The following is a 21,506-nucleotide window of genomic DNA, read 5'->3' as shown; positions in this document are numbered from 1 at the left end:
TGACCTATGCGCCGCCACTCGTCGCCTGGGTCCCGGGTCCCGGACCGGTGCGCTACTCGCATCCGCCGTCGCGCCTCGGAGCCGAGTGGCGGGACGCGGATGCGAGTAGCGCAACCGGAGCCGGGGTCGAGGAGGGATCAGAGGTCGACGACCTCGAACTCGAGGAGCTCGGCGCCGGAGGCGACCGGCGACTGTCCGCCGCCGTGGTGGGCCTGGGCCGCGCCGTCCCGGCGCCAGGCCTGGAAGGCTTCCTCGGAGTCCCAGGTGGTGACGACGAAGTAGCGGGTCTCCCCGGCGGTGGGGCGCAGCAGCTGGAAGCCCTGGAAGCCCGGGGCCGAATCCACGGCGTGCTTGCGCGCGGCGAACCGCTTCTCGAGCTCCGGTCCCGCACCCTCGGGCACGGCGATGGCGTTGATCTTCACGACTGACATGCCGCCATCCTTCCGGCCGCACCTGTGCACCTCGTGACCGTTCCTCGCCCCGCGGCAACCCCCGCCCCCGCACGAGGGGCATCGCTGAACTGTTCAGTGACCGTTTCGGTCGCATTCATCACGCAACACCGCGAAACCGGTTGTAGGCTCCCGGATTCTCGGCTTTTCTCGTTGCATGGAGACCCGACTCGCCCGGACCATCAGCATGCAGGGTCGCGTGCTGCGTGAGCTCGCGGCGACGTCGTTCGACGAGCAGGCCGCCCTGCTGGCCGCCGCCCGTCGCATCACCCTCGTCGGCACCGGCAGCAGCCTGCACGCCGCCCAGCTGGGCGCCTGGCTGCTGCGGCGCCACGGCCTCGACGCCCGCGCTCTCTCCTCGCTCGACCAGGCGCGGTGGGAACCCGCGCCCCGCGCCGGTGACGCCCTCGTCGTCATCAGCCACACCGGCCGCACCGCCTACACGCAGCGCGTGCGCGCCGACGCGCTCGCCTGCGGCGTCCCGCTCGTGAGCATCACCGGCAGCGGCGCCGGCTGGCCGGAGGCGATCGTCACGCCCGTGCGCGAGCAGAGCGACACCTACTCCGCCAGCTACCTCGCGACCCTCGGCGTGCTCTCCCGCCTCGCCGACGGGATCGACCGGGCGCTCGGCACCGCCGCCGGACGACCCGGGATGCTGGCATTGCTCGACGCGGCCGACCGGGTCGAGGCATCCGTCGCCGCACCCGAGATCGACCGCATCGCCGTGCCCGACCGCGCACTCGTGATCGTCGGCACCGGCCCGTGGGCGGTGACGGCGCGGGAGGGCGCGCTCAAGGTACGCGAGGCCGCCCGCGTGCTCGCCGAGGGCTACGACAGCGAACTGCTGCTGCACGGCTCGGCCGTGCCGCTGCGCGCCGGCGATACCGTGCTCGCCCTGCAGCCCGGCGCCGACCCCGACGGACTCGTCGACTCGCTCGCCGCGGCCGCGCACGCCGAGGGCGTCACGGTCGCCACGCTGGAGGACGAGCGGGCGCCCGCCGATCCGTTCTACGCGCAGTTCCCGCTGACCGCGCGGCTGCAGCTGCTGGCCGCGCAATTCGCGACCCGCCGCGGGCAGGACCCGGACGTCGCGATCGTCGGCTGCTGGAGCGCGGATTCGCTGTGGCGCGCCGGATCGCCCGTCGTCGCCGTGCACTGACGGAGCGACGTCTCCGCGCCGGAGGCGGCATCAGAGCCGGCATCCGGGGCAGGATCACCCGGCATCCGGGGCACGATCAAAGGGTCGTGAAAGGCATCATCAGAGGAATCTGAGGAGACCGGTGGTTGTGTGACCACCGTGACGTCGACCCTCACCGCCGCCGCACCCCGCACCCGGCGACGCTCCACCGCAGCCGCGCTGCCCGCGGCGGCCGGTGCGGCGACGGTGATCGCGACGGCGTTCGGCACGTGGATCCCGTCGCTGTGGGGCGACGAGGCCGCCAGTGCGCTGTCGGCCCAGCGCTCGCTGCCGTCGTTCCTGCACGAGATCGTGCACGTCGACGCCGTGCACGCCGTGTACTACGCGGCGCTGCACCTCTGGGTCGCGGTGTTCGGCGCGAGCGCCTTCTCGCTCCGCTTCCCCAGCGCGATCGCGATCGGCGTCACGGTCGCCGGTCTCATCGTGCTGGTGCGGCAGTTCGGCGGCGGCCGGCGGCTGCAGCTGGTCGCCGCGACGCTCGCGGCGCTCTCGCCCCGGCTCGACTACGCCGGCACCGAGGCGCGCAGCTACGCCTGGACCGCCGCGTTCGCCACCTGGATCGCGATCGCGGGCGTCGCGGCCGTGCGCGGGCGCGCCGAGCCGCGCCGCGCCTGGCTCGTCTACGGCGGGCTGCTGGCCGCGGGCACGGCCCTGAACGTCTTCACGGCGTCGCTGGCTCTGGCGATCGGATGCTTCGCCGCCCTCCACCCCCGCCGCGCGGTGCTGCTGCGCGCCTGGGCCGCGACCTCGGCCGCCGCGCTGCTGTGCGCGTCGCCGGTGCTCGTGCTCGCCGCGCTGCAGCGGCAACAGGTCGCCTTCCTCGCGCACCGGCCGACGCCGCCGGTCACCTGGCTGCAGAGCGGGTTCTTCGACGCCGACCCGATCGCCGCCGTGATCGGCTGGGCGCTGGTCGCGCTCGCCCTCGCGGTCGCGGTGCGCGGCCGGTTGCGCGGCGCGCATCTCGTCGAGCACTCCCACCTGCACCTGACCGGACCGCGGCTCGGCCGGCGCCCCGGACTCACCGCGCTCGCGGCGCTGTGGGGCGGCATCCCGTTCGTCGGGCTGGTCGCGACGATCCCCGTGCTGCACAACTACGCGCCGCGCTACATCACCTTCGCGACCCCGGCCGTCGTGCTGCTGATCGCGCTCGGCATCGAGGCGGTGTTCCGCAGCTGGCGCGCGGCGGGCATCACGGCGCTGGCGCTGACGGTCGCGGCATCCGTGCCCGCCTATGCGCACTGGCGCACCCCGTATGCGCAGAACGAGAGCGACTGGGCGCAGGTGGCCGAGCTGATCGGCGCGCACGCCCGGGCGGGCGACCAGCTCGCCTTCGACACCGTGGTGCGATCCAGCCGACGTCCGGTGAATTCGATGCGGCTGTACCCCGCGGACTACCGGGGGCTCGCCGCACCGCAGCTGGTGGCGCCCTGGTATGAGACCGCGAGCTGGCACGACGACCTGATGACCATCGAGCACGCGGCCGAGCAGGGCCGGTTCACGGCGCGCCGCGTCTTCGCCGTCGAGTCCGACTTCCCCGGCGAGGGGCTGGTGGATGCCGACGGGATCCGCTCGCTCGAAGCGGCCGGCTACCGGGTCGTGCGGCACTGGAGCCTGCACAGCGACGAGGTGTTCGAACTGCACCGGGACGCCACCGGCGGCTGAGGCGCGCGCCGGCCCGACCGCGACCCGTCGACCGCGGTCACCCCTGCGCGGCGTTGCGCACGAGCCCCAGCGCGGCCTTCGTGAACCAGGTGCCGGCCGGCGGATCCTCCACGCCCCAGAGCGGATCGAAGGTGCGCTGAGCCGCGGGCGTGGTGGGCCAGCCGGACGCCGAGTAGGCGCTGTAGTCCCAGGCGCGGGCGCCGCCGGCCGCATCGCAGCGCCCGTCGGAGACGCCGGGCGTCTTGACCCACAGGTAGGCGTCGACGAGGGCGGACGGGGCGACCTGCGGCTGCGCGCCGAGGCCCGCGCCCGGCGGATTGCACCACCGGCCGGCGCGCAGCGTCTTCACCACGTCCGCGCTCTGCCCGTACTTCGTGCCCGACCCGTACTGCGTCATGTCGGAGACCGGCCGGCCGTTGCGGCTCGTGTCGATCACGAAGTGGGTCTCGGCCTTCAGCCCCGTGGTGTTGGCCCGGTACCAGGCATCCGTCTGCGCCGCGCGCTGGTCGCTTGCGGAGTGGAACTGGTTCGCGCAGTCGCTGTAGCCGCCGCGCCCCGCCGCCACGTAGGCGAGGCACTCGCTCACCCAGCGACCGTAGCGCAGCTGGTCGTCGGTCGACTCGAAGTTCGACACGTTGAGGAAGAAGCCCTGCGCCTCGGCGACCCCGGCCTTGGCGAGGCGCTCGGCGGCGGTGCCGACGGGGAGCCAGTTGCTGTTGGTGCCGTCGAGGTAGACGGCCGTGTGCTGCTGCTTCTCGAGGCGGCGCACCGCCTCGCCGAGCGCCTGGTAGCGACTGTCGTCGTCGATCGACTTGTCGGGATGGTCGCAGGCCGACGGCAGCAGCCCGAGGCTGTCGGGCTCGAGGATGACGACGGCGTGCGCGTCGCCGATCGCCGAGGCGAGCGAGCCGATCCAGCCGCTGTACTCGGCGTTGTCTTTCGCGCCGCCTGCCGAATAGTCGCCGCAGTCGCGCCCGGGCACGTTGTAGGCCACGAACACGGGCACCGCGTTCTGCGCGGCGGCGGCGGTCACCGCCTGGTGCACCTGCTGGTAGACGTGCGACTCGTCGCCGCCGTTCAGCCACACGGCGTGCGGGGTGTCGATCATCTGCTGCAGCTTGCGGCCGTCGGCGGCGTCGCTCTTCTTCACCGCGTCGACCGCCTTCTGGATGTCGGCGGCCGGCTCGGGGGCGTACAGCTTCGCATCCGAGCTGAAGCCGCGCACCTTGTCGTCGGGCGCCGTCGTGGGCGCGGCCCCCGTCTGGCCGGGCGAGGGCGACACGGATTCCCCGTGCCGATCACCCCCGTCATCCGCTCCCGACGTGCATCCTGCGAGCAGCACGGCCGCGCACACGGCTGCCGCTACGGCGGCGATGGGTCTCCTCATCGGCAGCCACGCTACCGGGAGGGCGCGGGCGGGCCGCAACCGTGCTCAGTCAGGTCGGAGGAAGCTCAGAGGGTGATGACTCCGTACGCCGGCACGGTGACCGTGCGGCCGAGCACCTCGACCTCGGCGGGCTTTGGGGTGTGGTTGAGCACGAAGCGCACCCCGCCGCGCACCACGGTCTCGACCCCGACGACCGGTGCGGCGAAGGGGGTCTCGATCTCGGCATCCGTCAGCACGCGGTCGGCGAGCGCGTCGAACAGCTCCGCTCCCGGCTGCGTCGCCACGTACCAGGCGGCGCCGCGCCCGCCGGCAGGCCGGCGTGTGATCGCCGCCTCGCCGGCGGCCGCGCCGTCGTCGAACCGGGCGAGCACCTCGGCGTCGTCGACGACCGTGAACTCCTGCCACTCGGTCGCCGTGCCGGCCAACTCTCCGACCACGGATGCCTCGGACCCGGGCCCCTCGTCGCCGGCCAGCGCGCTCGCCGGCAGGGGCGCGAACTCCTCGACCCGCAGGCCCAGCGTGCGCTGCAGCGCCGAGCCCGCCCCGCCGAGGTATCCGCCGAGATACGCGTGCAGATCGCGGTCGAGGATGCCGGTCTGGTAGCCGACGACCAGCTGGCCGCCCGCTTCCGCGTATGCGGCGAGCGCGTCGAGCTCATCGGGCGCGGCGACGTGCAGCGCCGGCACGAAGACGGCGCCGTAGCCGTCGAGCCGCGCGCCCGGCCGGGCGAAGTCGACGACCACGCCGCGCCGCAGCAGCGCCCCGTACCAGTGCATGACGGTGGCCAGGTAGTCGATCCGGGCCGGGTTCGCATCCTGGCGCAGCGCCCACAGCGTGTCCCAGTCCCAGAGGATCGCGGCCTGCGCGTCGACGGATGCGCCGAGCACCGGCCCCTGCGACAGCTCGGCGAGCTCCGCCCCGAGCGCCTGCACCTCGCGGTGCACGCGCGAGTCGGGGCCGGCGTGCGGCACCATCGCGGCGTGGAACTTCTCGGCGCCGGCCTCGGCCTGGCGCCACTGGAAGTGCAGCACCCCGTCGGCGCCGCGGGCCACGGCCTGCAAACCGTGCAGCCGGTTCGCGCCGGGGGGCTTCGGCAGGTTGCGGGGCCGCCAGTTCACGGCGCTCGGACTCTGCTCCATCAGCAGCCACGGCTTGCCGCCGCCGAGCGAGCGCATCAGGTCGCGGGTCGCGGCCAGGTGCACGTGCGCGCGCGGGTCGGCCGGGTCGGGGTACTCGTCGTCGCTGACGAAGTCGAGGCGCTCGGCCCACTTCCAGTAGTCGAGCTCGCCGAAGAACCCCATGAAGTTGGTGGTGACCGGCACCCCGGGCGACAGCTCGGCGAGCACCGCCTTCTCCATCAGGAACAGCTCCAGGATGCCGTCGGAGTTGAACCGCTTCCAGTCCAGCTGCTGCGTCGGATTCCTGAAGGTGGGCGCCGCGCGCGGGGCGTCGACCTCGTCGAAGGAGGCGTACGCCTGCGACCAGAAGTACGTGCCCCAGGCGCGGTTCAGCGCCTCGATCGTGCCGTACTTCGCCTCGAGCCAGGCACGGAAGGCGGAGACGGATTCCTCGTCGAAGGACTCGCTGACGTGGCATCCGTACTCGTTGTTCGCATGCCAGGCCTCGACGGCCGGGTGCCGTCCGTACCGGCCCGCCAGCTCGCGCACGAGCCGCTCGGCGAACTCGCGGTAGACGCGGGAGTGCGGGCTGTACTGCTGCCGGCTGCCGAAGCCGAGCCGCACGCCGCGCTCGTCGACGGGCAGCGTCTCGGGGTGGCGCGCCGCCATCCACGCGGGCGGCGACGCGGTCGCGGTCGCGAGCAGCACACGGATGCCCGCGGCGTGCAGCTTCTCGATCACGGTGTCGAGCCAGCCGAACTCGAACCGGCCCGGCTCGGGTTCCAGCTTGGCCCAGGAGAAGACGCCGACCGTCGCGGTCGTGACGCCCGCGGCCGTCATCAGCCGCACATCGTCGTCCCACACCGACGGGTCCCACTGCTCGGGGTTGTAATCGCCGCCGAAGCGGAACGACGGGAACGGTGAGGACGGGAAGGGTGAGGTCAACGTTCTTCTCCTGGGTCGCTGGTCAGGGCAGTGCTCGGGTCAGGGCGATGCTCGGAGGGCAGCGCCCGCAGGGTCATCCGTTCACGGTGAACCCTTGCTCTTTGCCGTACTTCACGTTGTCATTCAGCCATTTCTGGATGCCGGCGTAGAGATCGGACTTGTCTTGGAAGGCCGGCCCGACGTCATCCGTGTAGATGGTGTTGGCGTACGCCTGCCAGGGCAGGTACTGCCAGCCGCTGATCACCGAGTCGGCCGCCGCGGCGAGCACCTTGTTGATCTGCTGACCGCCGAAGTAGTCGCTCTTGTAGTTGAGGAAGTCGTCCGAGTGCAGGTCGGCCACGGTGGCGGGGAATCCGCCGTCGTCCATGAACACCTTGATGCTCTTCTCGTTGGAGTTCAGCCAGCGCAGGAACGCCGCGCCGAGCACGGGGTTCGAGGCGCCCTTCGGCACGACCTCGGTGCTGCCGCCGTTCTCCGCGGTGACCGCCTCGCCGCCGTCGTAGGTCGGCATCGGGGCCACGGCCCACTTTCCGGCGCCGTCCGGGGCGCCGGAGGTGAGGATGCCGGGCATCCACGCGCCGAGCGTCACGGTCGCGATCGTGCCGTCGCCGAGCGCCTTGTACCACTCGTCGGACCAGCCCGAGATGTTGCCCACCAGGCCCTGGTCGATCAGCTGGCTCCACATGTCGGAGTACTTCTTGACGCCGGCGTCGTCGGTGTTGATGGTGACCTTCTGGCCGTTGATCTTGAACGGCTTGCCGCCCGCCTGCCACATCAGGCTGGTGGCCAGGCCCGCGTCGCCGGTGTCATTGACCAGCCACTTGGTGGGGTCGGCCTCGTGCAGCTTCTTGGCGTCGGCGATGTACTGGTCCCACGTCGTCGGCACGGTCAGGTCGTACTTCTCGAAGACGTCCTTGTTGTAGAACAGCGCCATGGGGCCGCTGTCCTGCGGAAGGCCCCAGATGCCGCCGTTCTGCGTGACGTTCGCCCACGTCGAGGCCGTGTACTTGCTCTTCAAGTCGGCGAAGCCGTACTGGGTGAGATCGGTGAGGTAGCCGGGCAGCTGGAACTGGCCCACGGACTGGTACTCGACCTGCACCACGTCGGGGATGCCCTTGCCCGCCGAGATGGCGTTCTGCAGCTTGGTGTTCGAGTCGCCGGCGCCGCCCGTGTCGGTCAGGTTGACCTTGACCTTGGGGTACTCCTTCTCGAACTCCGCGATCTGGTCCTTCGCCTGTGGCGTCCAGGTCCAGTACTCGATCGTGCCGCCCTTCTTCAGAGCTGCGTCGAGCGCGGCCGCGTCGCTCTTGCCGCCGCCGGCGGCATCGGTGTCGCCGCCGGAGCAGGCGACCAGGGTGCCGCCGAGGAGGGCGGCCAGTGCGCCGGCCGCGAGGGCCCGCGCGATGTTGGTCTTCATTGCTGTGTTTCCTTCCACTTCGTCGTTGGAGGGGATGGGGATGGATGGCGTGGGTGGTGGGTGTTACTGCTTGACGCCGCCCGCGGTCAGTCCCGTCTGCCAGTAGCGCTGCAGGAACAGGAACGCGATCACGATGGGGACGATGGTGAGCAGTGCGCCGGTGATCACCAGCGTGAACACGGGCTGGGCGCCGATGCCGACGGCCTCGGCGTTCCACTTCTGCAGACCGATGGTCAAGGGGTAGAGCTTGGGGTCGTTGAGCATGATCAGCGGCAGGAAGTAGTTGTTCCACGTCGCGACGATGGCGAACAGCGAGACCGTCACGACGCCGGGCGCGAGCAGCCGCAGCGAGATGGTGAGGAAGGTGCGCAGCTCGCCCGCTCCGTCGACCCGCGCCGCTTCCAGCAGTTCGGTCGGCACCGCGTCGGTCGCGTACACCCAGATCAGGTAGAGGCCGAAGGGCGAGATCGCCGAGGGCAGGATCACCGCCCACATCGTGTTCGTCAGCCCCAGCTTGCTGAACATGAGGAACGTCGGCACCGCCAGGGCCGTCCCGGGCACGGCGATCGCGCCGAGGATCACGCCGAAGACCACCTTCCTGCCGGGGAAGTCGTACTTGGCCAGGCCGTAGCCGGCGAGCGTCGCCAGGATCGTGGCGAGACCCGCGCCGACCACGACGTAGATCAGCGTGTTGAGGAGCCAGCGCACGAAGATGCCGTCTTCGTAGGTCAGGGCCCAGACGATGTTGTCGAAGAAGGCGAACTTGCCCGAGAACCACAGGCCGAAGGAGTTCAGCAGGGCGTCCTGAGTCTTGGTCGAGCTGATCACGAGCCAGGCGAGCGGGATCAGCGAGTAGACGACGAAGAGGAGCATGACCACCGTGAGGCCGACCGACTTCTTCGGCCGCAGCGGCGTGAACTGCTTGCGCGCGAGGCGCGGAGTGGCGGCGGACATCTCAGAACTCCTGCCTGCTGCCGCGCAGCTGCACGACGTATGCGATCACGGCCGTGACGACGCCCATGATGATGGCCATGGTCGCCGCGTAGTTCACCTGCTGGCCCACGAAGCTGAGGTTGTAGGCGTACATGTTGGGGGTGAAGTTCGTCGTCACGATGGTGGGGGCGATCGTCTTCAGGATGTTCGGCTCGTTGAAGAGCTGGAAGCTGCCGATGATCGAGAAGATCGTCGCCACCACGATCGAGCCGCGCAGGGCCGGCAGCTTGATCGAGAAGATCGTGCGCATCTGCCCGGCGCCGTCGATCGCGGCCGCCTCGTAGAGCTCGGTCGACACGCTGCGCAGCCCGGAGTAGAAGATCAGCATGTTGTAGCCGACGTACTCCCAGGTCACGATGTTGCCGATCGCGGTGAGGATCCATTGCCGCGTGTACGGCGTGATCAGCTGCACCCCGAAGAGGTCGTTCACGTACCCGGTCAGCCCCATCCGGTCGCTGTACATGAAGCCCCACATGAGCACCGCCACCACTCCCGGCACGGCGTAGGGCAGGAAGATCGCGAGGCGGAAGAACGAGCGCCCGTAGAGCCGGCCGCTGTCGACGGCGAGCGCGGCGATCAGGGCGAGCACGAGCATGATCGGCACCTGCACCACGAGGAACACGAGCACCCGGAGCGCGCCGGACCAGAACTTCGGGTCGGTGAACGCCTGCGTGTAGTTCTCCAGGCCGACGAAGCTCGTGCCGCCGATCAGCTGCGTGCGGAACAGGCTGAGGTACAGCGAGTAGAGCACGGGCGCGATCACGAGGAGCGCGAAGCCGATCAGGAACGGGGTCACGAACCCCGCGCCCGCGAGATTGAGTCTGGTCTTCAGGCGCGCTCGGCGCCGCTCGTGCGCCACCTGTGGCGCGGCCGCTGACATCGTTGTCATCGCTACTTCCGTCGCAGGAACGTTTACGCGAACTGTTTACGTAAACATCGAATGGCCGCGAGCGTAGCATGTGGCCAGTCGCGCGTGTCAAGCATCGTCGCGCGCGCCTCGCATGACGAACACATAACGAGACGCATAACGAGAGAGGCGCCGGGCATGAGCAGCGATCGGATGACCCGGCCCCAGGCTCCCCGCCCCGCGTCCATGCTCGACGTCGCGCGCCTGGCCGGCGTGTCCGGGCAGACCGTCTCCCGGGTGACCAACGGCTCCGAGGCCGTGGCCGCGGACACCCGGGAACGGGTGCTCGCCGCGATGCGCACGCTCGGCTATCGGCCCAACAGCGCCGCTCGGGCGCTCAAGAGCGGCCGGTTCCAGAGCATCGGCGTGCTGATGTTCAGCCTGGAGAACTTCGGCCCGGTGCACGTGCTGGAGGGCGTGAGCAACGCCGCGACGGCGCGTGACTACTCGCTCGACCTGGTGACGATCGGCGACCCGTCGACGGGCGAGATCACGAAGGCCCTCGAGCGGCTGGACCAGGAGCGCGTCGACGGCATCGTGATCGTGCTCGAGGCCCACCAGATCCTCGAGCACGCCATCCGCTTCCCGACGCGCATCCCGTCGATCCTCGTGGACTCGCAGCAGTACGACGACCGCGTGTCGGTCAACGCCGATCAGGCCCAGGGCGCCGAGCTCGCCGTGCGCCACCTGCTCGAGCTGGGTCATCCGACGGTGTGGCACGTCTCGGGGCCCGTGCACCGGATGAACGCGGCATCCGATCGCCAGCTCGCGTGGCGGCGCCTGCTCGAAGCGGAGGGGCGGCCGGTGCCCCCGCCCGTGCTCGGCGACTGGAGCGCCGAATCCGGCTACCGGGCGGGGCTGCGGCTCGCCAGGGACCCGTCGGTGACCGCCGTCTTCGCGGCCAACGACCAGATGGCCCTCGGCCTCATGCGCGCGCTGCACGAATGCGGGCGACGGGTGCCCGACGAGGTCAGCGTCGTGGGCTTCGACGACAGCCCCGACGCCGCGTACTACTGGCCGCCGCTGACCACGGTGCGGGAGGATTTCCGGGCGGTCGGCGCCCTGGCCATCGAGCTGCTGCTCGAGGCGATCGACGGCGAGCGGCACGAGCCGGGGCTGCGCGCCCTGCCCAACACCCTGATCGTGCGCGACTCCACCGCGCCGTACCGCTGAGACCGGCTGCTACCGCCGCAGCGCGCGCCGGGCGAGCCGGTTGCCGACGAACTGGCCGAGCTGCACGATGACGATGATCGTCGCGACCGCGATGTACACGATCGTCCAGTTGTACCGCTGCGACCCCCAGGTGATGGCGTACTCGCCGAGCCCGCCGCCGCCGATCACGCCGGCCTGGGCCGACATGTCGATCAGGCCCACGAACAGGAAGGTGTAGCCGAGCGTGAGCGGGCCGAGACCCTCGGGGATGAGCACGGTCGCGATGATCCGCAGCGGCCCCGCGCCCATCGCGCGCGCCGCCTCGATGACGCCGGGGTCGACGCCGACGAGGTTCTGCTCGACGATGCGCGCCACGGCGAACGAGGCGCCGATCGCGATCGCGAACGTCGCCGCGTACACGCCGATGTAGGTGCCGATCACCCTGATGGTCAGCGGCTCGATCGCGATCAGGAAGATCACGAACGGGATCGGCCGGATGATGTTCACCACCACGTTGATCACCGTGTACGCCACCCGGTTCTCCAGCAGGTGGCCGGGGCGCGTCGCGTACAGCAGCACCCCGATCGCGAGCCCCAGGATGCCCGAGACGACGAGCGAGGCCAGCGCCATGAACAGCGTCTGCCAGATCGCGCTGAGGTAGACGTCGATCGATCCGATGAAGTCGTTCATGCCGTCTGCTCCTCCAGCTCGACCTCTTCCACGAGGTCGACGCCGCGCGCGCGCAGCGCGTCGAGCGCGGCGTCGATCGCGGCATCCGCACCCGTCAGCTCGTAGGTGAGCGCGCCGATCGAGCGCTCCTGCAGCTCGCCGATTCCGCCGAACACGATCTCGTTCTCCACCCCGTGGTCGGCGAACGCGCGCGACAGCTGGCCGGTGAACCCCTTCTGCTCGGGCACCGCGAAGGTGACCAGCCGGCCCGGGTGCGCCGCGCGCAGGCGGGTCAGCGTGTCGGCCGACGGCCGGTCGTGCAGCACGGTCGCGACGAAGCGCGCGGCCGCGGTCGTCGACGGATGCGCGAACACGTCGTACACCGGACCCGATTCGACGATCCGCCCGGAGTCCATGACGGCCACCCGGTCGGCGATCGCCCGGATCGCCTCCATCTCGTGCGTGATGACGATGATGGTCACGCCGAGCTCCCGGTTCACCCGCTTCAGCAGCGCCAGCACGTCGGCCGTCGTCTCGGGGTCGAGGGCGCTCGTCGCCTCGTCGGCGAGCAGCAGCTTCGGGTCGGTCGCGAGCGCCCGGGCGATGCCCACGCGCTGCTTCTGCCCGCCCGAGAGCTGCTCGGGGTAGGCGTGCGCCTTCTCGAGCAGGCCGACGAAGTCGAGCAGGCGCGCCACCCGCGCATCCCGCTCGGGCTGCTTCACGCCGGCGAGCTTGAGCGGAAACGCCACGTTGCCGGCGACCGTGCGCGAGCGGAACAGGTTGAACTGCTGGAAGATCATGCCGATCTCGCGCCGCACCTCGCGCAGCCGCTTCTCCGGCAGCGCGGTCAGCTCGTCGTCGCCGACGAACACGCGGCCCGAGGTGGGCTTCTCGAGCGCGTTGACCAGCCGCACGAGCGTGCTCTTGCCCGCGCCGGAATAGCCGATCACGCCGAGGATCTCTCCCTGCGCCACCTCGAGGGAGAGATCCTGCACGGCGGTGACCGTTCCGGCCGGGGTGGCGTAGCTCTTGCTGACCGCCTCCAGTCGGACGAGTGCGCTCATTACTTCAGCGCCGCCTTCTCCTGCTGCTCGGTCTTCTTGAGCAGGTCCTGCAGCTGCTTCGCGGTCAGGTCGCTGAAGACGGCGTCGCCGCCGTTGACCTGCTCGACCGACTTCTTCACCTGCGGGTCGAGGTAGAGGGCGGCGAGCTTCTGGTACAGCTTGTTGTCCTTGTCCTCGGCGCGGGCGACGAACGCGTTGACGTACGCCTGGGCGGAGGGATCGGTGGGGTCGTCCTTCGCGATGATGTCGGACTTCGGCAGGCCCGCATCCGTCGCGTAGTTCTTGTTCACGATCGCGGCCACGACCGAACCCGACTGCAGCGCACGCGCGGTCTGGGCGGCGTCGAGCGTGGTGATCTTCACCTTCGAGGAGGTGATGTCGGCGGTGGTCGAGAACGGCGAGCCGCCGTCCTTGAGCTCGAGGAGCCCGGCCGACTGCAGCACGAGCAGTCCGCGCGCCTCGTTGATCGCGTCGTTGGGGATCGCGACCTGCGCGTTCGCGGGCAGGTCGGACGGGTCCTGGTACTTGAGCGAGTACAGCGGCAGCGGGTAGATCGCGGTGGGCCCGATCGGCTGCAGGTCGTCGCCGCTCTTGACGTTGTAGTCGGCGAGGAACTCGATGTGCTGGAACTCGTTGAGGTCGGTCTGCTTCTGCTTGAGCGCCGGGTTGGGCTGGCTGTAGTCGCTGAAGTTCACGAGCTTGACCGTGACGTTGTACTTCTTCTTGGCGAGCTCGGTGTAGATCTTCCAGTACGGCTGGGAGGCGTCGGTGACGCCGATCGACACGGTCTGGGGCTTCGCATCGGATGCTTGGGTGCCGGCCGCGCTCGAGGAATCCGGCTTCGCGACGTTCACGACGATGATCACGGCGGCGACGATGACGACGACCGCGGCGATGACGACGCCGACGATCGTGCCGGTGCGTCGGCGGGGCTTCTCGGGCAGCTTCGGGGGGAGTACGGGCTCGGACATGGGTGGTCCTCTCGGTGGTTCTCGGGTGGGAGGACTCCACTATGCGAGGGCCGGCGCGGCCCGGTGAAAACGTGTTGCGAACTATGTAGCAGTGTTCCGCAAGGTTGCGCCGGCGACCCGTTCGCGGCTCGGCGGGCGCCGCGGCACCCAGGCCCAGAGGGCCGCGGCCGCGGCGAATCCGACGGCGCCGCTGACCACGATGCCGAGGCCCAGTCCGGCTGCCGCGGTCACGACCGACAGGATGACGGGGCCGATGCCGCTGCCGGCATCCGCCAGCTCACGCCAGATGCCGAGGAAGGTGGGCCGGCCGATCGCGGGCGAGGTGTCGGCGCCGAGGGTCATGACGATGCCCGAGCCGATGCCGTTGCCGAAGCCCATCACCATGGCGGCGAGCGCGAGCGTGACGGCGCCGTGCGTGAGCGGCATGAGCACGAACGAGATGCCGAGCACGAAGGTCGACGGAACGGCGACCCAGCGCCTGCCGTAGTGGTCCATCACCTTGCCCGCGGGGTAGAAGGTGAGCGCGTCGATGGCGCCCGCGATGCCGTAGATGATCGACGAGGTCGTGGGGGAGAGCCCGAGGTGGGCCGCCCAGAGCGGGATCACGGTCTGCCGGGTCTGCCGGATCGCCGAGAGCAGCAGCACGCCCATGCCGAGGGTCGCGAAGGTGCGCCAGTACTGCTTCGTGATGCCCCAGGTGGTCACCTGCGCGGCGGCCGCCCGGCGCTCCGCGGAGATCTCGAGGTCGGGCACGCGGTACACGATGACGCCGGCGGCGAGGATCGCCACGATGCTCACGTAGTAGGCGCCCGGCAGCCCCCACAGCTGCATGGCACCGGCGCCGATGAACGGGCCGAGGAAGACCCCGATGCGCATCGTGCCGCCCAGGGTCGACAGGGCGCGGGCGCGCATGTGCGCGGGCACCATCTCGGTCAGGTACGACTGGCGCGCGAGGTTGTACACCGAGCTCGCCGCGCCGATCAGCAGCACCCCCGCGCCGTAGAGCAGCAGCGACGCCGGCCCGTCGCCCAGATCGACGAGGCAGAACGCGAGACCGACCAGGGTGACGACGGCCGCGACGATCATCGAGCGGCGCTCGCCGATCCGGGTGGCGAGGATGCCCGAGGGGATGTTCGTGACGATCGACCCGATGCCGAGCAGCGCCCCGACCAGTGCCGCGATCGACGTGGTCGCGCCGCGGTCGATCGCGCTCAACGCGATGACGGGGAGCATCGAACCCTCGGCCAGCCCGAACAGCGTCGCCGGCCCGTAGGCCGACACCGCGATCGAGCGCAGGCGGAATTCTTCGCTCACGCTAACTATTCTGCCGGGGCGCCCGCCGAAAGCTCAGTAATCACCCTTGAGCGACGGCGTGAAGGGTGATTTCGCACCGCTCGGCGCAGGCGTGCGGTCAGTAGCTCGAGCCGCCGGCCGCCGCCGCCCCCGCCAGCAGCGCCCGCGTGCCCGAGACGCCGAGCCGGGTGGCGCCCGCGGCGATCATCGCGCGAGCCTGCTCGATGGTGCGCACCCCGCCCGAGGCCTTCACGCCGAAGTCCGGCCCCACCGTCTCGCGCATCAGCCACACGGCGTGCTCGCTCGCGCCGCCGGCCGGGTGGAAGCCGGTGGACGTCTTGACGAAGTCGGCGTCGGCATCGACGGCCGCCCGGCACACCGCCACGATCTCGTCGTCGCTCAGCACGGCCGACTCGATGATGACCTTCAGCACGATCGGCCTCGGAGCCGCGGCGCGCACGGCCGCGATGTCGCTGCGCACCGCGTCGAAGCGGCCCTCCTTGGCCGCGCCGACGTCGATCACCATGTCGATCTCGTCGGCGCCGAGCTTCACGGCCTCCGCCGCCTCGACGGCCTTCACGGTCGAGGAATGCTTGCCGCTCGGGAACCCGCACACGACGGCCACCTTGAGGTCGGCCTCGAGGGGCACCTCGACCGGAAGCATCGAGGGCGAGACGCAGACCGAGTAGGTGCCGAGCTCGATCGCCTCGGCGACGAGCGCCGCGACGTCGGCGTGCGTCGCCTCCGGCTTCAGCAGCGTGTGGTCGATGTAGCGGGCGACCTCGGTCGGGGTGAGTTCGGCGGCGGCTTCGGCGGCGGATCCGGTCATGCTCCCGATTGTCCCCCACGCGCCGCGGCCGCGCTCGCGCCGACCCGTCGCCAGAACTTCACCATTTGATCTTCATCACAGATCGTAGGGAATACCGATCACTTCGATACCCTTGCATGCATGCAGCGGGGCATTCGCCTCGGCCACGACACCATCAGGGAGCAAGCATGACCGACACGATCGAAATCCCCGGCTACAAAGTCGGCACCTGGACCGTCGACCCCACCCACTCGGAGGTGGGCTTCAGCGTCCGCCACCTCATGATCGCCAAGGTGAAGGGCAAGTTCGAGAAGTTCGAGGCGACGTTCGTCACCGCCGAGAACCCGCTCGAGAGCTCGGTCACCGCCAAGGCGGAGGTCGCCTCCATCAACACCGGTGACGCCAACCGCGACCAGCACCTGCGCACCGGCGACTTCTTCGAGGCCGACAAGTTCCCCTTCATCGAGTTCGTCTCCACCGGCGTGCGCGTCGAGGGCGGCGACTTCAAGGTCGACGGCGACCTGACCATCAAGGGCACCACCAAGCCGGTGACCTTCGACTTCGAGTTCGCCGGCTTCCAGCAGGACCCGTACGGCAACTACAAGGCCGGCGCGACCGCGACCGCCAAGATCAAGCGCGAGGACTGGGGCCTGACCTACAACGCCGCGCTCGAGGGCGGCGGCGTGCTCATCGGCAGCGAGGTCACGATCAACATCGACCTCGAGGCGACGCTCCAGGCCTGAGCCCTGGCGACGGCGCGCGAGGGGTCGCCGACGATAATCGACGGATGAACCCCTCGCGCGGCCGGCCCGCCGGCGTCGATCGCGACGGCCATCAGCTTGCGCGGGCTGGAACGACCCGAGCGCGAACGGCGCCGCCTCGAGGAGACCCCGCTCGATGAGGTCAGTCCCTTTCGTAGAGGCCGTCGAGCCGGCCGCGCGCGACGACCCGCCCGGACTCGTCGAGCGCGAACAGCTGGAACACGTAGTGGTGCGGCCCGTGCCCCGGGATCGGTCCCGGCCCGTGCCAGCCGCGGATGCCGCCCTCGGCGATCCGGGTGATGTCGGGCGCGATTCCGTTCACCCGCGCGTGGGTGATGGGCTTCGGCAGCGGAACGTCGTAGTCCTGCACGAGAAGCATCAGGGATGCGGCATCCGTCGGCACGCCCGACCAGGCGAGCTCGGGCGAGGTGTTGCCGCCCGCCCGCCCCGCGGCCGTCGAGGCCGGCATACGACCGCCGTGCTCGAAGGCGGGGCTGGTCAGGGTCAGGGTCTCGGGCCCCTGCAGCTCGGGGCGGTACCAGGCGAGCGCCTGCTCGCCGGCGCGCCGCGAGCGCAGGGCGCGGCCGATGGGGGATGCGATGCCCATGGTCCTCCGATCGACAGGGATGGTTACGGCAGAGACGGTTACGACAGGGAACCTTACGGCACGGAATATTGGAAGGCTTCCTTACTATACTGACACGGTGAGCACCCCGATCGACCCCGAGGAGCTCGCCGACCAGATCCGCGACATGATGAACGGATTGCGCCGCGCCATGCGCAGCGGCCGCAGCGTCGGCGGGCTCGCCCCCCGGCACGAGGCCGTGCTGGCCTGGCTGCGCCGCAAGAGCCGGCTCACCACGGCCGAGCTCGCGAGGCGCGAGCAGATCACGCCGCAGTCGATGGGCGCCGTGGTCGCCGAGCTGGTCGAGCGCGGCTGGGTGCTCAAGACGAAAGACCCCGACGACGGCCGACGCGAACTGCTCGCCCTGACCGATGCCGGTGCCGCCGTGATCATGCGCACCGACGAAGCGCGGCGCGCCGACCTCGTCGCGCTGCTCGCCACGCGCCTGACGGAGGCCGACCGCGAGCTCGTCGCCCGCAGCCTGGGCGTGATGAAGAAGATCGAAATCGAAGAGGAGTCCTCCTAAGTGACCGACGCGCCGGCTGGTACCGGCCGATTCAGCTGGCGCTTCATCACGCCCGTGCTGATCGGGCCCGTGCTCAACCCGATCAACACGAGCATGATCGCCGTCGCGCTCGTGCCCATCAGCCGCGACCTGCACGTGGCCACCTCGGTGGTCGTGTGGCTCGTCGCGGGCCTCTACCTCGCCAGCGCGATCGCCCAGCCGACGATGGGCAAACTGGCCGACGTCTTCGGGCCGAGGCGGGTCTACCTGGTCGGCCTCGTGGTGGTGCTCGTGGCCGGCATCCTGCCGAACCTCTGGCACACCTTCCCAGCGGTGCTCGTCGCGCGCATCCTGATCGGCATCGGCACCTCGGCCGCCTACCCCTCGGCGATGGCGCTCATCCGGGATCAGAGCATCCGCCTCGCGCGCCAGACGCCGCCCGCGCTGCTCTCGGCGATCTCGATCGCCGCGCAGACCACCGCCGCCGTCGGCCCCGTGCTCGGCGGGCTGCTCATCGGCGCCTTCGGGTGGGAGTCGATCTTCCTGGTGAACATCCCTCTCGCCGCGATCGCCCTGGTACTGACCATCGCTGGCGTGCCCTCCGACGCGACCCGCCCGGAGCGTTCCGGACCGAAGCCCCGCCTGAAGGACGTCGACCCGCTCGGCGTCGCCCTGTTCGCCGGGGCGCTGGCCGCCCTGCTCGTGTTCCTGCTCGACCTGTCGGTCGCGAACCTGTGGCTGGTCGGCCTCACCGTGGTGCTGCTCGGCGTTCTGCTGTGGTGGTCGCTCAGGCGCACGCATCCGTTCATCGACGTGCGCATGCTGCGCCGCAACGGCGCGCTCAGCCGCACCTACCTGCGGATGCTGCTGATCTACTTCGGCGCGTACACGATGATGTATGGCTTCAGCCAATGGACGCAGGGTTCGGCCGGCTACTCGGCCGACCAGGCCGGCTGGCTGCAGCTGCCGACCGCGGTGCTCGCCGCACTGACCTCGGTCGCCGTGGCGCGCAACCGGCGCCTCAAGCTGCCGCTCGTGCTGTCGGGGGCGATCCCCTTCCTCGGCGGACTGCTGCTGATGCTGCTGCACGCCTCCAGCCCGCTGTGGCTGCTGCTGCTCGCCGCCGCGATCTTCGGGGTGCCGCAGGGACTCGCGTCGGTCAGCAACCAGCAGGCGCTCTACCGTCAGGCACCGGGCGACCAGCTCGGCACCGCCTCGGGCCTCTCGCGCACGGCCGTCTACCTCGGGTCGATCCTGTCGTCGGCGGCGATCGGGCTCGCCTTCCCCACCGCGCCGACCGACGGCGGGCTGCACGCCCTCGGCCTGGCCATCGCGGTGATCGTGGGGCTCGCCGCCCTGCTCGCCCTCGTCGACCCCGCGCTGCGGTCGCCGAAGTCGGAACGCGTGGGTGAGGGCCCGGCGCCCGAGTGACCTGAGCGGCAGCCGCGGCGCCAGCCCCCGCGCCCGCGCCGCGCTACTGTGTCGCCGTGGAGCTCTTCATCCTCTGGGTCGGTTTCGCGGGCGCCTGGCTGCTGGTGGCCGGCCCGGTCTTCCAGGCCTCGATCGAGCTGCGCGAAGAGCAGCTCGACCGCGAGAGCATCGTCGCGGCGACCCGGGACGTGCCGCAGCCGAAGCGGGTCTCGGGCTGGTGGTGGCTCCTCCCTCCCGTGGCCTACGTGCTGATGCAGCGCGCGCAGAGCGACCACCGGCAGGCGGCCATGGCGGCCCTGCCGCAGGACTTGCGCGAGCAGTTCGTCGGATTCGCGCAGAAGGCCCGCGGCTGGCTCATCGTCGCGGCGGGCGCCTACCTGATCGCCGGGAAGGAGACGTGGGAGCTCGCGGAGGCGTACGACTGGCCCGTCTGGGTCTTCTGGCTGCTCGTCGTCCTCATGCCGGTGCTGTGCCTCTTCTTCACGGTGAACTCCGTCGTGCAGAGCGAGAAGGCGGCCGGCCACGCGCGGCCGGAGCGACGGCCCCGCCCGGGGCGCAAGAGGGGCTCCGGCTCCGGCGATCCCGAGGTCTGATTCCCGCCACCCGCGCGACCGCGGCGGCGCGAAGATGAAGTCGTGATCCCGAGCACCATCGACCCCGAGGTGGCCTACCGCGCCGCCTCCGGGCGCGACCCGCGATTCGACGGCCGGTTCTTCCTCGGCGTCACGACGACGGGCATCTACTGCCGCCCGTCGTGCCCGGCGCGCAAGCCGCTGCGCCGCAACGCCGTGTTCTTCCCCACCGCGGCCGCAGCGGTCGCCGCCGGCTTCCGCGCCTGCAAGCGCTGCCGGCCCGACTCCCTGCCGGGCTCCCGGCACTGGGATGCGAGCGGCGACCTCGCGGCCCGCGCGGTGCGCGCCATCCGCGACGGCGCCGTCGACGAGCTCGGCGTCTCCGGCCTCGCCCGGCGCCTGTCGGTGAGCGAACGTCACCTGCACCGCATCCTCGTCGCCGAGGTCGGCGCCTCGCCTGCGCAACTGAACCGCACGCGGCGCGCCCAGACCGCCCGCACCCTCATCGAGCAGACCCGCCTGCCGCTCGTCGACGTGGCGTTCGCCGCGGGCTTCGGCAGCGTGCGCCAGTTCAACGACGTCATGCGCGCCGAGTTCGGGTCGCCGCCGTCCGCTTTCGCACGGCCGACGACGGATGCCTCGGCCGGCGCGCCCCTTCTCGGCGGCCCCGCCTCCGACGCCGCGCCGACCATCGTGCTGCGCCTGCGGCACCGGGCTCCCTACGACGCGCAGGCCTTGCGGGCGTTCCAGCGGGCACATGCCGTCAGCGGCATGGACCTGCTCGATGCCGACGGCTCGTTCACCACCCCGGTGCCCGCGCCCCACGGCCCGGCCCTCGCGACCGTCGACTGGGAGGGCTCGGGGGAGGAACACCTCACGGTGCGCATCCGCCCCGCCGACATCGCCGACCTCACCCTCATCGTCTCCCGGCTGCGCCGCTGGCTCGACCTCGACGCCGACCCGCACCTCATCGCCGAGGCGCTCGGCGGCGACCCGCGCATCGGGCCGCTGCTCGCCCGGCGGCCCGGCCTGCGCGTGCCGGGCTCGCTCGACGGAGCCGCCACGGCGCTGCTCACCGTCATCGGTCAGCGGGTCTCGCTGAAAGCGGCCCGCGTGTTCGCCGCGCGGCTCGTCGCCGCGCTCGGCGAGCCGGTCGGCGAGTCGGGCCTGCACGCCTTCCCCGCGGCGAGTGCGGCGGCGGATGCTCCGCCCGAACTGCTGCGCGGCATCGGCCTCACCGGCCCGCGCACCGCCGCGCTGCGCACGCTCGCCGCCGCCATCGCCGACGGGCTGACCCTCGACCCCGGCGCCGACCGCACCGCGACCCGCGCGGCGCTGCTCGCCCTGCCCGGCATCGGCCCGTGGACCGCGGACTACATCGCGCTGCGCGCCCTCGGCGATCCGGACGCGTTCACCCCCGACGACCTCGTGCTGAAGAAGTCCCTCGGGGTGAAGACGGCGCGCGAGGCATCCGTCATCGCCGCCGCCTGGTCGCCCTGGCGCGGCTACGCCCTCATGCAGCTGTGGACGCAGGCCGCCTACCTGGTGTGAGCGGGCCCGGGTGGATCACCCCTTGAGC

20 protein-coding genes are annotated in these 21,506 nt (G+C 71.1%); 8 read left to right on the top strand and 12 right to left on the bottom strand.

What is annotated here, in order from left to right:
- Nucleotides 1-137: 137 nt before the first annotated feature.
- Nucleotides 138-431, bottom strand: a complete 294-nt coding sequence (locus tag H563_RS0107485; RefSeq protein ID WP_027479221.1) for an antibiotic biosynthesis monooxygenase family protein — start codon at nt 429-431, stop codon at nt 138-140.
- Nucleotides 432-606: 175 nt separating this feature from the next.
- Here H563_RS0107485 and H563_RS0107480 point away from each other — a divergent pair, with 175 nt between their 5' ends.
- Nucleotides 607-1,608 (top strand): SIS domain-containing protein, encoded by a 1,002-nt coding sequence (locus H563_RS0107480; protein ID WP_022881984.1) that lies wholly within the window; start codon nt 607-609, stop codon nt 1,606-1,608.
- A gap of 129 nt (nt 1,609-1,737) precedes the next feature.
- Nucleotides 1,738-3,309 (top strand): glycosyltransferase family 39 protein, encoded by a 1,572-nt coding sequence (locus H563_RS0107470; RefSeq protein WP_022881983.1) that lies wholly within the window; start codon nt 1,738-1,740, stop codon nt 3,307-3,309.
- Between the two features lie 37 nt (nt 3,310-3,346).
- Here the strand turns inward: H563_RS0107470 and H563_RS15550 are convergent, their stop codons facing one another.
- The 5 genes from H563_RS15550 to H563_RS0107445 form a co-directional block, all read right to left on the bottom strand.
- Nucleotides 3,347-4,696 carry a glycoside hydrolase family 6 protein gene (locus H563_RS15550; protein ID WP_081416189.1) on the bottom strand — a complete coding sequence of 450 codons (1,350 nt, stop codon included), beginning with the start codon at nt 4,694-4,696 and terminating at the stop codon, nt 3,347-3,349.
- 65 nt (nt 4,697-4,761) lie between these two features.
- Nucleotides 4,762-6,759: a beta-galactosidase gene (locus H563_RS15545; RefSeq protein ID WP_022881981.1), complete on the bottom strand. Its 1,998-nt coding sequence runs from the start codon at nt 6,757-6,759 to the stop codon at nt 4,762-4,764.
- A 73-nt stretch (nt 6,760-6,832) separates the two neighbouring features.
- A complete protein-coding gene (locus H563_RS0107455; RefSeq protein ID WP_022881980.1) occupies nt 6,833-8,176 on the bottom strand; it encodes an ABC transporter substrate-binding protein in 1,344 nt (447 codons plus the stop codon).
- A gap of 63 nt (nt 8,177-8,239) precedes the next feature.
- Nucleotides 8,240-9,130, bottom strand: coding sequence for a carbohydrate ABC transporter permease (locus H563_RS0107450; protein WP_022881979.1), 891 nt, complete (start codon nt 9,128-9,130; stop codon nt 8,240-8,242).
- Between the two features lies 1 nt (nt 9,131).
- A complete protein-coding gene (locus H563_RS0107445; RefSeq protein ID WP_027479218.1) occupies nt 9,132-10,058 on the bottom strand; it encodes a carbohydrate ABC transporter permease in 927 nt (308 codons plus the stop codon).
- 156 nt (nt 10,059-10,214) lie between these two features.
- Here H563_RS0107445 and H563_RS0107440 point away from each other — a divergent pair, with 156 nt between their 5' ends.
- Nucleotides 10,215-11,249: a LacI family DNA-binding transcriptional regulator gene (locus tag H563_RS0107440; RefSeq protein WP_027479217.1), complete on the top strand. Its 1,035-nt coding sequence runs from the start codon at nt 10,215-10,217 to the stop codon at nt 11,247-11,249.
- Nucleotides 11,250-11,258: 9 nt separating this feature from the next.
- Here the strand turns inward: H563_RS0107440 and H563_RS0107435 are convergent, their stop codons facing one another.
- The 5 genes from H563_RS0107435 to deoC form a co-directional block, all read right to left on the bottom strand.
- The gene (locus H563_RS0107435; RefSeq protein ID WP_022881976.1) at nt 11,259-11,918 is read right to left on the bottom strand and encodes a methionine ABC transporter permease; all 660 of its coding nucleotides are present in this window, start codon (nt 11,916-11,918) and stop codon (nt 11,259-11,261) included.
- Entirely contained in the window at nt 11,915-12,961 is a 1,047-nt protein-coding gene (locus tag H563_RS0107430) for a methionine ABC transporter ATP-binding protein (protein ID WP_022881975.1), read from the bottom strand. The genes H563_RS0107435 and H563_RS0107430 overlap by 4 nt, the downstream gene beginning before the upstream one ends.
- Nucleotides 12,961-13,932 (bottom strand): MetQ/NlpA family ABC transporter substrate-binding protein, encoded by a 972-nt coding sequence (locus tag H563_RS0107425; protein WP_022881974.1) that lies wholly within the window; start codon nt 13,930-13,932, stop codon nt 12,961-12,963. Before H563_RS0107425 ends, H563_RS0107430 begins: the two co-directional genes overlap by 1 nt.
- 81 nt (nt 13,933-14,013) lie before the next feature.
- Entirely contained in the window at nt 14,014-15,246 is a 1,233-nt protein-coding gene (locus tag H563_RS15540; RefSeq protein WP_022881973.1) for an MFS transporter, read from the bottom strand.
- Between the two features lie 97 nt (nt 15,247-15,343).
- Entirely contained in the window at nt 15,344-16,054 is a 711-nt protein-coding gene (gene deoC, locus H563_RS0107415) for a deoxyribose-phosphate aldolase (protein ID WP_022881972.1), read from the bottom strand.
- A 167-nt stretch (nt 16,055-16,221) separates the two neighbouring features.
- On the opposite strand from deoC, the gene H563_RS0107410 reads away from it, so the two are divergent.
- Nucleotides 16,222-16,776 (top strand): YceI family protein, encoded by a 555-nt coding sequence (locus H563_RS0107410; RefSeq protein WP_022881971.1) that lies wholly within the window; start codon nt 16,222-16,224, stop codon nt 16,774-16,776.
- 160 nt (nt 16,777-16,936) lie between these two features.
- Here the strand turns inward: H563_RS0107410 and H563_RS15535 are convergent, their stop codons facing one another.
- A complete protein-coding gene (locus H563_RS15535) occupies nt 16,937-17,401 on the bottom strand; it encodes a YbhB/YbcL family Raf kinase inhibitor-like protein (protein ID WP_022881970.1) in 465 nt (154 codons plus the stop codon).
- A 97-nt stretch (nt 17,402-17,498) separates the two neighbouring features.
- Between H563_RS15535 and H563_RS15530 the strand changes: the two genes are divergently transcribed.
- The 4 genes from H563_RS15530 to H563_RS0107385 are packed head-to-tail and all read left to right on the top strand — an operon-like array spanning nt 17,499 to nt 21,478.
- Nucleotides 17,499-17,945: a MarR family winged helix-turn-helix transcriptional regulator gene (locus H563_RS15530; protein WP_022881969.1), complete on the top strand. Its 447-nt coding sequence runs from the start codon at nt 17,499-17,501 to the stop codon at nt 17,943-17,945.
- A complete protein-coding gene (locus H563_RS0107395) occupies nt 17,946-19,355 on the top strand; it encodes an MFS transporter (RefSeq protein ID WP_022881968.1) in 1,410 nt (469 codons plus the stop codon).
- Nucleotides 19,356-19,411: 56 nt separating this feature from the next.
- Nucleotides 19,412-19,948 carry a hypothetical protein gene (locus H563_RS15525; protein WP_022881967.1) on the top strand — a complete coding sequence of 179 codons (537 nt, stop codon included), beginning with the start codon at nt 19,412-19,414 and terminating at the stop codon, nt 19,946-19,948.
- A 42-nt stretch (nt 19,949-19,990) separates the two neighbouring features.
- Nucleotides 19,991-21,478 (top strand): DNA-3-methyladenine glycosylase 2 family protein, encoded by a 1,488-nt coding sequence (locus H563_RS0107385; protein ID WP_022881966.1) that lies wholly within the window; start codon nt 19,991-19,993, stop codon nt 21,476-21,478.
- Nucleotides 21,479-21,506: the final 28 nt, after the last annotated feature.

Origin of the sequence: Gryllotalpicola ginsengisoli DSM 22003 (genome assembly GCF_000419445.1) — a bacterium.
Taxonomy (GTDB): Bacteria; Actinomycetota; Actinomycetes; order Actinomycetales; family Microbacteriaceae; genus Gryllotalpicola; species Gryllotalpicola ginsengisoli.
This window is presented reverse-complemented; position numbering and strand designations above follow the sequence as displayed.